Source organism: Vibrio cholerae ATCC 14035 (genome assembly GCF_000621645.1).
Taxonomy (GTDB): Bacteria; Pseudomonadota; Gammaproteobacteria; order Enterobacterales; family Vibrionaceae; genus Vibrio; species Vibrio cholerae.
On sequence record NZ_KK211323.1, the window covers coordinates 168,960 to 183,283 of the forward strand.

Annotated in this window: 14 protein-coding genes; 10 read left to right on the plus strand and 4 right to left on the minus strand. The window is 46.5% G+C overall.

Features of this window, described 5'->3' with window-relative positions; translation table 11 throughout:
• Positions 1 to 72: 72 nt before the first annotated feature.
• A complete protein-coding gene (locus T411_RS0117505) occupies positions 73 to 903 on the minus strand; it encodes a CPBP family intramembrane glutamic endopeptidase (RefSeq protein WP_000926911.1) in 831 nt (276 codons plus the stop codon).
• Between the two features lie 283 nt (positions 904 to 1,186).
• Between T411_RS0117505 and T411_RS0117510 the strand changes: the two genes are divergently transcribed.
• Positions 1,187 to 1,729, plus strand: coding sequence for a YbhB/YbcL family Raf kinase inhibitor-like protein (locus T411_RS0117510; protein WP_000647512.1), 543 nt, complete (start codon positions 1,187 to 1,189; stop codon positions 1,727 to 1,729).
• A gap of 12 nt (positions 1,730 to 1,741) precedes the next feature.
• Positions 1,742 to 2,530, plus strand: a complete 789-nt coding sequence (locus T411_RS0117515; protein ID WP_000048790.1) for a helix-turn-helix transcriptional regulator — start codon at positions 1,742 to 1,744, stop codon at positions 2,528 to 2,530.
• A 48-nt stretch (positions 2,531 to 2,578) separates the two neighbouring features.
• Here the strand turns inward: T411_RS0117515 and T411_RS0117520 are convergent, their stop codons facing one another.
• Together T411_RS0117520 and T411_RS0117530 are read right to left on the minus strand one after the other, a co-directional pair.
• Positions 2,579 to 3,067, minus strand: coding sequence for a hypothetical protein (locus T411_RS0117520; RefSeq protein ID WP_001286335.1), 489 nt, complete (start codon positions 3,065 to 3,067; stop codon positions 2,579 to 2,581).
• Between the two features lie 263 nt (positions 3,068 to 3,330).
• Positions 3,331 to 4,320: an L-threonylcarbamoyladenylate synthase gene (locus T411_RS0117530; protein ID WP_001132585.1), complete on the minus strand. Its 990-nt coding sequence runs from the start codon at positions 4,318 to 4,320 to the stop codon at positions 3,331 to 3,333.
• Between the two features lie 245 nt (positions 4,321 to 4,565).
• Here T411_RS0117530 and T411_RS0117535 point away from each other — a divergent pair, with 245 nt between their 5' ends.
• The 8 genes from T411_RS0117535 to nosR are packed head-to-tail and all read left to right on the plus strand — an operon-like array spanning position 4,566 to position 12,667.
• Complete coding sequence (locus tag T411_RS0117535) at positions 4,566 to 4,931, plus strand: Hpt domain-containing protein (RefSeq protein WP_000438236.1); 366 nt, start codon at positions 4,566 to 4,568, stop codon at positions 4,929 to 4,931.
• The gene (locus T411_RS0117540) at positions 4,928 to 6,070 is read left to right on the plus strand and encodes an HDOD domain-containing protein (RefSeq protein WP_000215322.1); all 1,143 of its coding nucleotides are present in this window, start codon (positions 4,928 to 4,930) and stop codon (positions 6,068 to 6,070) included. The genes T411_RS0117535 and T411_RS0117540 overlap by 4 nt, the downstream gene beginning before the upstream one ends.
• A gap of 34 nt (positions 6,071 to 6,104) precedes the next feature.
• Positions 6,105 to 6,470, plus strand: coding sequence for a response regulator (locus T411_RS0117545; RefSeq protein WP_001007798.1), 366 nt, complete (start codon positions 6,105 to 6,107; stop codon positions 6,468 to 6,470).
• Positions 6,467 to 7,051 carry a chemotaxis protein CheC gene (locus tag T411_RS0117550; protein ID WP_000029435.1) on the plus strand — a complete coding sequence of 195 codons (585 nt, stop codon included), beginning with the start codon at positions 6,467 to 6,469 and terminating at the stop codon, positions 7,049 to 7,051. Before T411_RS0117545 ends, T411_RS0117550 begins: the two co-directional genes overlap by 4 nt.
• 10 nt (positions 7,052 to 7,061) lie before the next feature.
• Positions 7,062 to 8,381 carry a sensor histidine kinase gene (locus T411_RS0117555; RefSeq protein ID WP_001130104.1) on the plus strand — a complete coding sequence of 440 codons (1,320 nt, stop codon included), beginning with the start codon at positions 7,062 to 7,064 and terminating at the stop codon, positions 8,379 to 8,381.
• An 11-nt stretch (positions 8,382 to 8,392) separates the two neighbouring features.
• Positions 8,393 to 9,697, plus strand: coding sequence for a sensor histidine kinase (locus T411_RS0117560; protein WP_000227833.1), 1,305 nt, complete (start codon positions 8,393 to 8,395; stop codon positions 9,695 to 9,697).
• Positions 9,697 to 11,307, plus strand: coding sequence for an EAL domain-containing response regulator (locus tag T411_RS0117565; protein ID WP_001191584.1), 1,611 nt, complete (start codon positions 9,697 to 9,699; stop codon positions 11,305 to 11,307). Before T411_RS0117560 ends, T411_RS0117565 begins: the two co-directional genes overlap by 1 nt.
• A gap of 16 nt (positions 11,308 to 11,323) precedes the next feature.
• Positions 11,324 to 12,667, plus strand: coding sequence for a response regulator c-di-GMP phosphodiesterase, NosR family (nosR, locus tag T411_RS0117570; RefSeq protein ID WP_001177847.1), 1,344 nt, complete (start codon positions 11,324 to 11,326; stop codon positions 12,665 to 12,667).
• A 36-nt stretch (positions 12,668 to 12,703) separates the two neighbouring features.
• On the opposite strand, the gene T411_RS0117575 is transcribed toward nosR, so the two are convergent.
• Positions 12,704 to 14,323, minus strand: a complete 1,620-nt coding sequence (locus T411_RS0117575; RefSeq protein ID WP_000027788.1) for a sensor histidine kinase — start codon at positions 14,321 to 14,323, stop codon at positions 12,704 to 12,706.
• Position 14,324 lies beyond the last annotated feature (1 nt).

A 14,324-nucleotide genomic window follows, 5' to 3' on the forward strand; every position in this document is an offset into this window, starting at 1 on the left:
AAACATAAGCCCAGCCATTTGGCTGGGCTTTTCTATGCTTGGAAAAAGGGATAAGAAAAATGGAAAAGGCGTTTAACGCGCCAGCATGGGATAGGTGAAAAACAGCAAGTGAGCGAAGTTAAATAAGAAATGCACGCCAACACTGACCCAAAGACGCCCGGTAAAATGGAACACCAAACCATAGCCAAGCCCCGCAAGGGCGGCGAAGATCATTAGTAATGGACCACCCGCAAAATGGGCCATACCAAACAGCGCACTGGCGATCAAAAGTCCGGCAATGGCGCCAAACTGCTGCTGAGCTTTTTGCTGAATCAAACCACGAAATAGCGCTTCTTCTGCCACACAAGTAAATAGCAAATTGTTGAGGGCAAAAATCCACCACCACTCCGGTAGTGACCATTCAAATGCCAGCGCGCCTAACCAAACCGCGATCGGCAAGAGAGCAAATAAAGGCACTAAGGTCAGCAGTGTGGCCTTGATGTTCGCAGTTTTAGACTGACCCAGTAGTGCTGGAAACGCGAGTAACAGAGCAAAAAACACCAGCGGTTTATCTAAATTCAGATAAAGGCTGAAAGGGGTACTGTGCGCACTGGCGATCACTTTATCCAGCACTTTGAGGTTAGAAAAACCGGGTAGCCAATGGAGAAATAGCGCTAAACACCACAGCAGCAAAGCAACCCAAGCGGTCGTGCGCCAGTGTGATTGACCATTCGCAGCCAGATACGCCAGGGCAAAACCAACACAGATGATTCCAGCGCCAACGAAGGTGAGGTAACCACTTCCTAATGCACTGAGCAGAGTGATGATCAGTAGTCCCCAACTAACGCGGTGATAACGAGCGAAGCCCGCCATGATCGCTAAGGCCAGCGGTAGCCAAAGCAAAGCGGATGCAGAAAGTAACATATTGATATCCTATTTATTTCCTCTTGCTTCAAGAGCTTGAGGTATTTAAGGCAGGGATAATGACGTGCTAAGCGAGCAAGGACAAGCCACGAAGTCAGGCTTTCTTACTGGTTAAACCTGTTGAACAGCTATACCGTGAGCCTTTTTTGCACGTTGACAGTGATTGAATGTAACGATAAAACTCAAAAGTAACGAATCTTGAGTGTTTTTTGAGTTTTATTGTTGCTTATTGAGTGATTGAAGAAGGTAAATTATTCACGTCAACTTAACGAGGAGAATCTCAATGAAAGCACGTCATCTTTTACCTGTACTCGCCGCCGCGATCACTTTTCCTGCGCTGAGCAGCCCTGTCATGACGCTCACTAGCCAAGACATTCAAGAAGGTTCACGAATGGCGAAGCATTTTGTGTTTAATGGTTTTGGTTGTAGCGGTGATAATTTGTCGCCACAACTGAGCTGGAACAATGCCCCGAAAGGCACCAAAAGTTTTGCCATTACCGCTTATGACCCCGATGCACCGACTGGCAGTGGTTGGTGGCACTGGGTAGCACTGGATATCGCGGCGGATCAACATAATGTGGCGCGTGGCGCAGCTAAGCAACTTAAAGGCGTACGTGAACTGAACAACGATTACGGCTTTAGCGGCTTTGGTGGTGCGTGCCCTCCACAAGGTCACGGTATGCACCGTTATCAATTTACGGTTTGGGCACTCCCGTTTGAAAAAATGGAGATCCCACAAGGGGCTTCTAATGCTTTAGTGGGTTTTATGCTGCGCGCTAATGCGCTTGAGCAGGCCACGCTAACCGCAACCTATGTGAATGAATAATAAGGAAGAGAAATGAGCAAAGTGATCGTGCAGACTGGGCAGTTTAAAGGTTTGCGTAAACAGCCTCTGCATAATGTCTTGATCTATGCGCCCACCATTATTTGGGTAACACATGGAAATAAACAGCTCTGGTGGCATGACACGACGCTCAATTTTCATTCTGCTGATTGGCTGATGTTGCCAGCCAATCAGTATCTTACCTTTGTGAATGTACCGCAGCAGGCGCAGTTTTATTCACGCACCTTGACCTTACATGAAGCGCCACCTGTAGAGTGGATAACTCAATCAAGTCAATATGAGCGAAATGAACAACCTAGAGTGAGAGTGACGGCTGAGCTGGCCTACTGTTTTGAGCTGCTTTACGAGATGAACCAACAATCGCTCAGTGAAGAGACACAGCGCCAGTTTGTGCTGGGTTTTTACGCGCAGCTGCGGGATGAGAAAGCGCTACATCTCCTATTTCCAAGCGATAATGCCTCAATGCGAGAGCGTTTAGCGCGTTATTTAAGTGTTAATCCCGGTGATGAACACAATATTGAAACGGTTTCGGCGCATTTTGCGATGAGTCGAGCGACCTTGGCTCGACATTTGGCAGCGGAAGGTACGGGTTTTCGAGAAGTGCTCAGTGAAGTGCGGATGAACTACGCGCTTGCGCTGCTACAAGAGCTACGTCCTTTGATGGAGGTCGCGGTGGCTTGTGGGTATCAATCATTGACTCGATTTTCGGCGCGCTTTAAGCAGCAGTATCGGCTTACGCCTTATCAGTATTTACAAACCATTACGGATAAGCCGGAAAAATAAAAAGAGCCACCTTAGGTGGCTCTTGAACTATGGATTGGATTACCGAGATTAAATGCCCGCGCGCTTTAGAAGGCCTGCCATCAACGCTGAGCTCGATTTCACTTGCTTAGATTTGTTGAGCAGATTTTTCGCTAACGTTTGGTTATCAATGCTTTTGGCGATGTAAGACATCGCATGATAGAAATCGCTGGCAGATTTAATCTTGGTGGCGTCATTGAGTGGCGCAAGCAATTTCACCATTTCCGTGCCTTTCATTTTTTTCTCAGTGGCGTACGCTTCAACGGCATCCAGCACAAGATCGAGGTCGTTCATGGCTTCGGCACTTTCCACGCCATTCTTTTTCATCTCTTTTTGGTTACGTTTACGCAGTTGCTTGATCATAAACGCAGGTTTGTTAATTTTTCTAAAACCAAAATAACCCGCAGCAATCACGATGACGATCCCGCCGACCACATAACCCCAAATGGAGCCGCTTGACTCAACTACAGGTTGTACGGTTTGTGTGGCAAAATCGACGGTGGTAGAAACATCAGACATCTTACAAATCCTATCGGTGGCGCTTCGAAACAGAAGCTATTAATTAATCTGGCTGCCGAGTCGGCGCATTGCGGTGCATCAATCTTTATTGAAAGGGCGATTGAAAAGCACGTTTTTTTCACCAGCTTTGTGAACATCAATGGGGATGTACATCGACAAAACCAAGCTGATATCTGCAGACATCTCAGTTTGGTTGTCTAGTTTGCTGCGTGAGCTCACAAAAATGGTGACCTTTCTTCTCTGTACTCGGCGTGGGTATTGGCTTAGCTGGCTGCGCGACGCAGCCGATCATGCACGGCAAGCCACGCTTCACCTTGTGGTGGACGCTCTAACCAAATTTCATCTACGCCCCATTTATCCACTTCGGCCAGAGAGCGGTACAAGGCTTGGCCGTAGGCTTTGGCTTCTTGCGGCATCGGCTTGAGTAAACGCTGCTCGCTGGCTTGCAGCGCAGAGAGATTAAGTAGCGCGATGCGAAGCTCATCCGATTGAGTGGCAAGCTCACGGGCTAGGTCATCAATCACCCGTAGGCGCGTTTTCGGTTGATAGTGGCTATCGACATTTCCCGGCACCGCAACTTGATGAACTTGTGGCTGCAGTACTTCTTGACCCAATACCGCGCTAAGTTCACTGGCCGTTATCGGGCCTGCGCGCAGTACACGAAAAGGTTTGCTGGTTAAATCGACAATCGTGGATTCCAAACCGTGTTGGCATTCACCGCCATCCAAGACTGCGGCGAGTCTGCCATTCAAACCATCAAGCACCTGCTGGGCTGAGGTTGGGCTGAGTTTTTTGTAGGGGTTGGCCGAAGGTGCCGCCACCGCTAAGCGATGCGTCTTCAAAATATCCAGCAAGACAGGATGAGCGGGAACACGAATGCCGACCGATTCTAAACCGCCAGTCACAACAGGTGAAACCTGCTTGGCTTTGGGGAGCAAGAGCGTCAAAGGCCCCGGCCAAAAAGCTTCGGCAAGTTGATACGCTTCTGGCGCAATATCGGTCGCCCATTCAGAGAGTTGTTCTGCCGACCCGAGATGGACGATCAACGGATGATTCGCTGGGCGACCTTTGGCACTAAAAATCTGCTTCACCGCTTCAGGTTGGGTGGCATCGGCCGCCAGTCCATAAACGGTTTCGGTCGGTATCGCAACCAGTTGGCCTTGCTTAAGTAACTGAGCTGCGCATTCAATATCAGCAGGTGTCATCGCTGAAAGCTGTTGGGTATTCAACAAAAAATCTCCGTGGTTCGGCATAACTTACTCGCATCATCCATTCACCGATGAAAGGGTGTCCGGTGTTTTGAAGGGCGGCATTCTAACAAAATTTGACCCAGATCCCTACTCAAGAATGCTTTTGAACGATAAACCTTAGTATGGAGTTTATCGATAACTTTAAAACTAAAAGTGTGCACCGCTACCGTTTACATATCCGATAATGAACTACACTGAGGTTAAGGTATTGGTTTATATCGCAACCCTAACATTGGAATGAAAAAGAGATGGAGCAGAGTGTCGCATTTAACATTTCGACAATCGCCAAAATGGTCGGCAGCGATCTGGTAGAGCCTATGTTGGTGAGCTATCAAGAGAACACGCAAGCTCAGTTGACGAAATTAATCACGATTGTTGCAACGCAGTCCGTCAGTGAGCTGCATCGCTTGGCACACAGCATGAAATCCTCGGCAAGGTTCATTGGTAGTGATGCTCTGTCCGAATTCTGTTTTCAACTTGAGATGAAAACGGCCGCCGACCCAGAGTGGCATAGTGACTATGTGCGGCAAGTGGAAGAATTATGCCAGCGAAGTCGCGATGTCCTTGAACAAGTCACCATCTATCTAGAACAGCAAAAAGTGAGTAATCGATGACAGTAGAAGCGATGAAAGTTGTTTGCGTCGATGACGACGATTTTATGCTCAAAGCGTTAGGACGTATGATTCGCCGCATGCGACCTGATTGGGAGATTGAGTTAGTTGAAGATGCTAACCATTGGGTGGTGGATGTAGAGCACGCGCCTAGCGTGGTGATTTCCGATCTGCTGATGCCGGGGAAAAATGGTGAAGCCTTGCTGACGGAATTACGTGCGCGTTGTCCAGAGACTATGCGGGTACTGTTAACCGGAGATACGACCCAAGAATTGCCTCGTAAAGCGCACACCTATGCGCAATTTGTGCTTCCTAAACCTTTTACTCACGAAGATTTTGAACATCTTTTCTTATGTGTCGAACGGCTGTATCGAATGCCGTTCAATATTGAATGCCGCAAGCGACTGGGGGCGTTAGAGGAAATTCCGATCCTGCCTAACTCCGTTCGTAAGTTACAACAAGTGATTGCTTCGCCAAATTGCAGTATGGACGCGATTGCGGAAACCATAGTTCATGAGCCTGTATTGGTGGCCAAAATCATTCAAATCGCCAACTCATCCTACTTTGGTTTTCGGCGTAATACCGATTCGCTGCATGAAGCGGTTGCGCGTTTGGGCGCGGTTTTGGTGGAGTCTATCGCCATCTCTTTGCTCGCAATTCATCCCAGTAATGTGAACTCAGCGGAAGATCATCAATGGGTGGCAGATTGCGCCTTCAAATCCAGCTCCATTGCCAGAGCATTGGTGAGAGAGTTGGGTTTTCCGCGTCAGGATCAAGACCGGATTTTTGTGGCGAATTTACTGACCTCAATTGGCAAAATTCTGCTGCTCGAAGATGGTGCAAGTAAAAAAGAGTTTTTGGATTACTACCACTTACAGCCTGGGTATGCCGATTGTGATGTGATATCGGCATACATACTGATTATGTGGGGCTACGATATTGATATAGGGGATATCATTCTCAACCAAAGATTGACCTCGTTTAGCGGTGAGCATTTAGAGCAGCTAGGCAGTCTTTCATGTCTGGCGAATAGAATTGAAAATTGCAAGCAAATCAATGAATACCGACAGCTTGTACAAGAAGCACCAGACTCAATACAAGGTGCGCTCAAGGAACTGGAAACTCAATTTTTTCCAGCTTAGTCAGTGAAATACTGAATTTTAAGGGAGTGAGTTTATGGCGATTCGACTAACGGTAGCTGATGATTCAAAGATGTCACGCAAGTCCGTGATTAGGGCGATTCCTGCCGGTTGGGATGTAGAGATAACCGAGGCTCAAAATGGAAAGGAAGCCGTAGAGAACTATAACAATGGCCTTGCTGATGTGATGTTTCTCGACCTCACCATGCCTGAAATGGATGGGATACAAGTCTTGGAACACTTTCACCGCATTGATGCGAAATGCTTAGTTATCGTGATTAGTGCGGATATTCAACCCTTGGTTCAGCAACGAGTTCGAGAGTTGGGCGCGCTGAACTTTTTGCAAAAGCCACTCGATCCAGCGCAACTGGAACAAACACTTCATGAGGCAGGGTTGCTATGAGCATTGTACTTTCCGCAGATCACAAAGACGCATTGCAGGAATTCATGAACATCTCTATGGGTCGAGCCGCCAGTAAGCTTGCGACCTTGCTTAATTTGCACGTCACCATCTCCGTTCCCAACATTCGGGTCGCGACAGAGGAAGATATGCGTGCGCTGCAGTCTTATGCCGCTGATTATTATTACACCCGACAATCTTTCTACGGCGGAATGGATGGAGAGCTGATCACCTTAATGAGCCGTTGCGGTTGTGAGCAAGTGGTCAATGACCTTAACCATTCGAAAGGTATGGCGGATGGATTAGTCAGTATTGAAGAGAGCATTTTGGATATCTCCAACATCCTTTCTGGGGCGAGTTTAAAAGGTCTATGTCAACAGATTGAATTGAAAACCAAAATTCAACCACCAGTCATCTTTGATCCGACCCATCAGCCTTTGCCAATTTTGCAATGGCGTCTGTCTTTGATTATGGAAATCAATTTTCTGGTTGAGAAGGCCTCTTTTTCTGCCAAAACCATCATCTGTTTTGCTGATAAAGAGTTAGATAAGGTATTTGCCCATCTCGACGAACTCTTGATGTAAGGATACGAGTATGGCAAAGAGTCGTTTATTGCTCTCTGAACTACTGGATCAACTCTCTTTTGCGCTCTGTATCGTGCGTAATGACTATGTGATCGTCAAAGTGAATGAATATTTTGAATCACGTGTCATTTTTGATGGGGAAACCATGCAAGGGAAGAACATCCTAGAGCTATTTCCTGAATCCGCCGATTATTTAAAGCGCAAAATTGATACGGCGCTGGTGATTGAATCCTCCAGTTTCAGCAGTTGGGAGCAGAAACCGCATCTTTTGCCTTTCAAAAGTTCTCGCCCAGTGTCGGGCGAAGAAGAGCAGATGTATCAAAACCTCGAAGTGATCCCGATCCACAGTGAAGATGGGACGATAGAGCATGTCTGTCTCTGTGTGTATGACGTCACGATTCAAGCGAGCCAGCAACAGGAACTTAAGCGAGTATCGCAAAAGCTTGAAGAAGAGCATCAATCCCAAAAAGTGTTAATCAAGAAACTGGAAGATGCACAAGGGCAATTAATTCAATCGGAAAAAATGGCCTCAATTGGTCAACTTTCTGCGGGGATCGCCCATGAAATTAATAACCCAGTAGGCTTTATTACCTCGAACCTACAAACGTTAAGCGACTACTTTAATAGCTTAGAGAAAGTTCTGAAAAGCATTACCCAGACGATTGGTCAGAGTAAAGACACGGCACTCAATGAAGCTTGTCAGAAGATCCTTAAACAAGGACAAGTAGATTTTATTTTGGAAGACACGGCGGAGTTGATTACCGAATCTCTCGAAGGCTCTTCACGCGTCATGTCGATTGTAAAAAACCTCAAAGAGTTCTCACACGTTGACCGTTCAGAGTGGAGTTACGCCAATCTAGAAAACTGTATCGAATCGACGTTGAAAATCATCAATAACGAGATCAAGTACAACATCACGTTGGAGAAACACTACGCGGCCAATGTGCCCGATGTTTTTTGCCAGCCGATGCAGATCAATCAGGTGTTACTCAACATATTGGTGAATGCCAGCCATGCCATCAAAGGCGAAGGGACGATCACCATTACCTTACAATCTGCGGGGGACGACTTTGTTGAAATACACATTCGAGACACGGGATGCGGTATTCCGGAGGAGATCCGCGAGCGTATTTTTGAACCCTTCTTTACCACAAAACCTGTCGGTTCGGGGACCGGATTAGGTTTATCTGTCTCCTACGGCATTATCAATAAGCACAATGGTACGATCAGCGTCACCAGCGAAGTCGGTAAGGGGAGCGAATTCACCATTCGTTTACCGGTGAATCCCAGTGCCGAAGCGGTAGACAATACCGATGCCAAAGCGATGTAAATGGGGGCATTATGGTAGACAAACTACGCACTTCTGGCGCAGCTATGCGAGAACAAGAGAATGATTGCCATATTCCTTTTGCTCTGTTGGCCTTTATCAAGGTGCTGTTTTCCAATGTAAAGCCAAAGCGTAAGTTCGATAGTTTAATGACCACCATCAGCGATTTAGTGCCCGGGTGTCAGATTGCGTTACTTGAACGTCAATCCGACGAGCACTGGCGTATTATTCAAACCAGTGGCTTGACAGTGGAGACTCGCTTCAAAACCGCATTACCTCCATTTATTGAAGATGAGTGGTACTGCATGCCGAATGTGCAAGCGGAAATGGTGTGGCGAGAGCATTACGCACACTGTTTTCCTGACTGTCAGAGCGCCTTAGCTGCGAAGTTTCACACCGCCGAAAATCATTATCTCCTGCTGATTATGCAGCCGATGTTGGATGGTTTTAATCATTCACAACGCGATGAGTTATATGCGCTATTTGATGTTACCAAAAGTGCGCTTTACTCCATGCTGCAATTTCGCAAAACCGTTATCGATAAGCATCAGGTTCAGCAAGAAGAAAAATTGGCGTCTTTAGGTAAGTTAGCCGCTGGCGTCGCCCATGAAATCAATAACCCGCTTGGGTTTGTGATGAGTAACTTCAGTTTCCTGAATGAATACGTTGCTCAGATAAGGCAGCATCCACAAATTCAACCGATAGCCGACCCTAGGCTTCATGAGATGATCGCCGATAGTGAAGCGATCTTGATGGAGAGCTTAGAGGGACTGTCGCGGATCAAAAATATCGTTTCGAGCCTCAATGTGTACTCACATACGCATGAAAATATGGCAGAAATTGATATGCGTGACGTACTGAGTTCGGCACTGGCTTTGATTATTGGTGATCTGAAATACCGAGCTCAGTTTGTGTATCCCGCACCAGAAAAGCCTTATTACATTCGTGGCAGCTACAACAAGCTGCAACAAGTGTTTATCAACTTGATTATTAATGCGGTGCAATCCGTCTCTGCAACCCAAGAAGGGGTCGTGCGTCTTGAGCTCTGTGAAGTCCGTTGGCCGGGAGAAGGCATTCCACGCGTACAAGTGCTGATTGAAGACAATGGCAAAGGGATCAGTGCAGAGCACCTTGAAAAAGTGTTTGATCCCTTTTTCACAACTAAAAAAGTTGGTGACGGAGCGGGCTTGGGGTTATCCGTGGCACGTGAAATCATCGAAGAACACCATGGCAAAATAAAGCTCTGTTCGACAGAAGGGGTCGGAACGCGAGTCTTTGTGACACTGCCACAAGCGGTGCGTGCTCAAGGAGCCTTCTGATGCAAAGCAACCGTGAAATTCTGCTAGTGGATGATGAACCTGCGGTGTTGAATGCCTTAAAGCGCGAGCTGCGTCCTTATTTCCCCCATCTACATACCGCCACTTGTGCGCAAGAAGCGTTAGAGCTTTTAAAGCAACATCCAGTACAGATGGTGATTTCCGATTATCGGATGCCGGGCATGAATGGTGCGGATTTGGTGATAGAGATTAATCGCCGCTATCCGCACATTATGTCGCTTATCCTCTCTGGGCAGGCGGATATGAATGGATTATCGCGAGCCTTGAATGAAGGCGATCTGTACAAATTTTTGCTCAAGCCTTGGGAGCGAAATTATCTGCTGCAAACAATCTTGCAGTGTTTTAGTGAAAAAGAGCGCCGTGAAGAGTTTGATACCGTTTCCGGACTCAAAACATGGCAAGTACTCAACAAACAGATCTCATTATTACAGTCACTGGCTGACCACCCCTATCTTGTGCTGATCATGGAGTGGACGGCGCCGCTGGAGGACCTGCAAAAACAAGCCATTTCGCAACATGTGATCCAGCAACTTCCAGAAACTGAGCACATCTATCAAGATGGAGCACGTTGGTTTTGGGTTACTCACCGCTTAACGCCTTGGTATCAAACATTATTTAAGTTAATTGATAGCTTTCAGAACCCAGCACCTTCAGATAATGCGGCCTTTGATATTGCTCAGCCGCCGCATTGGTGGATTGCCGATATTGAGTCTTGGCCTGATGTTGAGTTGAAGTTAGTCAATCCGCCATGTGAGAAAAGCGCGTTGGTTGATCATTTCCCTATCTTTGGGTTGGGCAATGTGGACGAGACGCTGGAAATTAAACAGCTATTGAATATTTATCGTGACCTCCAACTCGGCCATTTTTGTGCCTTCTATCAGCCTCAAAAGCACATCGATTCTGGGGGCGTCGTAGCGTTTGAAGCCTTAGCCAGACGAGTGATTGGCAAAGGATTGTATGAAATGCCCGATCGTTTTTTCCCGATCTTGGAAAAGTACCATTTGATCCCGACGTTAACTGAAGTCATGGTGCGCGACATTTTGACCTTTTTAATGACGGAAGATGCGGTCTTACAAGACATCACCATAGGGGTAAATATTCCGGGAAAAATGCTCACTGACGGCAGTTTTTATCGTTTGTTACTGAGCGTCGCGGAGGAGAAGCAAGCACAACATGCGTTGCATCGACTCTCTGTTGAGATCACGGAACACGATTTGATTGCGGATTTTGATGCCGCTAAACATGAGATTTATAAGCTAAAATCATTAGGAATACGCTGCGCGTTAGATGATTTTGGTACGGGATATTCTGGTTATGAGTACTTGTGTGAAATTCCGTTTGATGTAGTGAAAATTGATGGGCGATACATTCAAAGTTTGGGCAAGGCGGAATCAAGTACGGTCATTTTACAATCGATGATTTCTAGCATTAAATCCTTGTCTATGCAGGTGATTGCAGAATGGGTCGACTCAGATCAGCAATATCAAATTTTACAAGAGATGGGATGTGACCTGGTGCAAGGTTATTTAGTTAGCCCGGCTATTTCACCACAACAAGTCCTGAACTATCTCCATAACAAACTATCTCCATAAAAAATAGGGGAGCGCTATGCAAATGGATAACATGCACGATGAGAAGTTAAACGTCCTGTTACTTGATGATGAAAACGATATTTTGAAAGCGCTTAACCGTGTGTTGCGGATGGATTACAACGTAGTGACCTTCGATAACGGCGCTGATGCGTTGGAATATCTGCAGGAAAACCCAATCCACATCATCATCTCGGATATGCGTATGCCAGAGATGGATGGTGCAGATTTTCTTGCCAAAGCGCGAGAAATGCAGCCGGATACGGTGCGTTTGCTGCTCACCGGATATGCGGATATTCAATCGACAGTACGTGCGGTTAACGCAGGAGGGATTCATACCTACATCAGCAAACCTTGGGACAACGAAAACCTCAAGCTCATTGTAGGAAAAGCCGCCGAGTTTTATCGCTTAAGTCGGGATAAAGAGCGCCTGACTATTGAATTGGAAGAACGCAATAAAGAACTGGAAGTTGCGAATCAGGCATTAGCTGAGAATAACCATAAACTTGCGCAATTTAATCAAGAATTGGAGGCGAAAGTACAAGAGCGTACCGTCGCCTTACAAGAGAGTAACAAGCGCTTAGAATCCTTGCTTGCTTCACGCAATAAAACGTTTAAAGATATTTTGGCTATGGTGACCGCGATTATCCAGCATCGTACGGGGTTCCCTGCGGATCATGCAGAGCGGATCGCAAATCAGGCCAAATCGGTCGCTCTTAAACTGAAATTATCAGAGGCCGTTGCCAGCCATGTTTATTTATGTGGGCTTATGCATCAAATCGGCCTGATTGCTGAAACCAGTAATGACTGGAAAGTGGTCAAGGTGCATCAGGATTCGGAGATCCCCATTACCCCGAACGTGAATCCGATTTTGGGTGCAGAAATTGTGGGCCGAATTAAGCGCTTTGAACCGCTGATGGAAATTATCCGTCATCAAGATGAGCTGTATGATGGTACAGGGAAGCCGGATCATTTACGTGGTGAGCAAATTCCGATTGGTGCGCGGATCATAAAAGTCGTCAAAGATTATGACTTCTTAGTTGCGGGGGCGAATAACCCAAGACGCATGCACACCAAAAGTGCGCAAGGCTATCTGCGTCAGCAGTCCGAAGTCTATTACGATCCTAAAGTCGTGGAAGCCTTTATTACGATTGTGAGTGCAGTGACTCGAATTGAAGAGGGTATGGAACTGTGTGTCAGCCTGAGCGAAGTGCGTCCGGGCATGGTTATCAAACGTGATATCTATCTACCCAACGGCAATTTAATGCTGACGGCTGGCAACGCAATGAGTGAGCCTTTATTACGTAAACTCAAAGAGTTAGAACAAGAGATGAATATGCCGATCCCTGTTTATATAGGATAAGGGCATAGGATAAAGAGATAAGAATTAGTCAGGTCGTTACGGTTTGTTGGGGGCTAACGGTAGGGGGGCTAACGGTAGAGTAATTAACACTCGGGTGCCTTGTCCTAGTTCACTAAAGAGTTGTATGTCGCCATCGTATTTTTTGATGCTGCTGTAGGCCTCGGTTAAACCGAGGCCTACGCCTTTACCCACATCATGAGTGGTAAAGAAGGGGTCAAAAGCGTGCTGTTTTTCTTCGATACTCATACCGCGACCAAAATCGCGCACCTCAATTTCTAACTGTTGATGATCATGACGCAGCGAAAGTTCGATACGGATCATTGGGTCATCGGAGGCGTAAGCTTGATAGGCGTTATTTAAAATCGCACTCAACGCGGTCACGAAATCGTTGCTGTAGCAATAAATCAACGGTGGATAGAGGGTTTGTTCTTTCCAGACTACCCACTCTCGTAATCCGCAAATTTGAATGGCTTGTTCCACTAAGCTGAGTGGAGAAACCCAACTGCTGTCATGGAGCGCGGGTTCGGCTTGGCAACGCTGAACTTTATCGACAATCGTTTTTATTCGGTCAACACAGTGCAGCGCATCCCTAAGGCTTTCCTCAATCCCTGAAAAACTCTCTTCGAGATAAAGCGCATTTTTGGTTTGGGTGAACTTGCCATGAAAATCACTTCCGCTTAGCAGAATATCAATCTGTTCAAATCCCACCTTAAGTTGATTAAAGTCTTGTTGGAGTAGCTGCAAGTGGCTTTTCAGTGCGCCATTAGGGTTGTTAATCTCATGAGCAAAGCCTGCAGCCAGTGTACCAATCGAAATCATTTTCTCGGTTTCAACCAGCTTATCTTTCATTAAAGTGAGCTTAGTATTCATCTCTTCCAGTTGCTGATTTTTTGCGAGTAGGGTTTCCGTACGCTGGTTAACCTTATCTTCAAGCTCCAAATTCCACTGCTCAAGTTGATGTTGGTAATCTCGCATGGTCGCTTCTGAATGGCGCAGCGATTGCACCATTTGTTGAAAAGAGTGGGCGACGCGACTGATTTCATCATGACCTTGGATTTCAAGCAGGACTTCACGATTGCCGAAGGTGATTTGATCGGTTGCGGTTTTGAGTTCCGTTAAACGTCGGGTTAAGGCATTCCCCAACAAGTAAGAGAACAGGGCGACTAAGCCCATTTCCCCTAGCACAATCAGTAGTGTCCATTTACGGGCGTGAGCGAGTTGTTGCTCGAGATAAGAGAGATCAAAGCCGATAAATACGGTACCAAACAGAGTGCCGCTCACCTCAATAACATCGGTGATGGGATAGATGGATTGGAGTTTAGAAAAATCTTGATCGTTAATCGTATGGTAAGCCTCGAATAAATCGCGGTTGCCTTTAAAGGTTAAGAGTTTTCCATGGGGATTTTCGACCGCGACATAGACGATGTCTTGATTGGACATCATTAACGTGGCGGCAGAATCGATACTGGCCAGATCGTAAGCCAGTACTGGATTTTTCACCATAGTGGCAAATAGAGCAATGGTCGTTTGGGCGCGCTTTTGTAATCCATCATAGTTGGTGGACTCAAGATAGCTTAGGGTGAAGGTGATCAAAATCGTCAGCAACAAAGCTTCGATCAACGCCACACCAAGCATGGTCTTTAAGCGTATCGACATC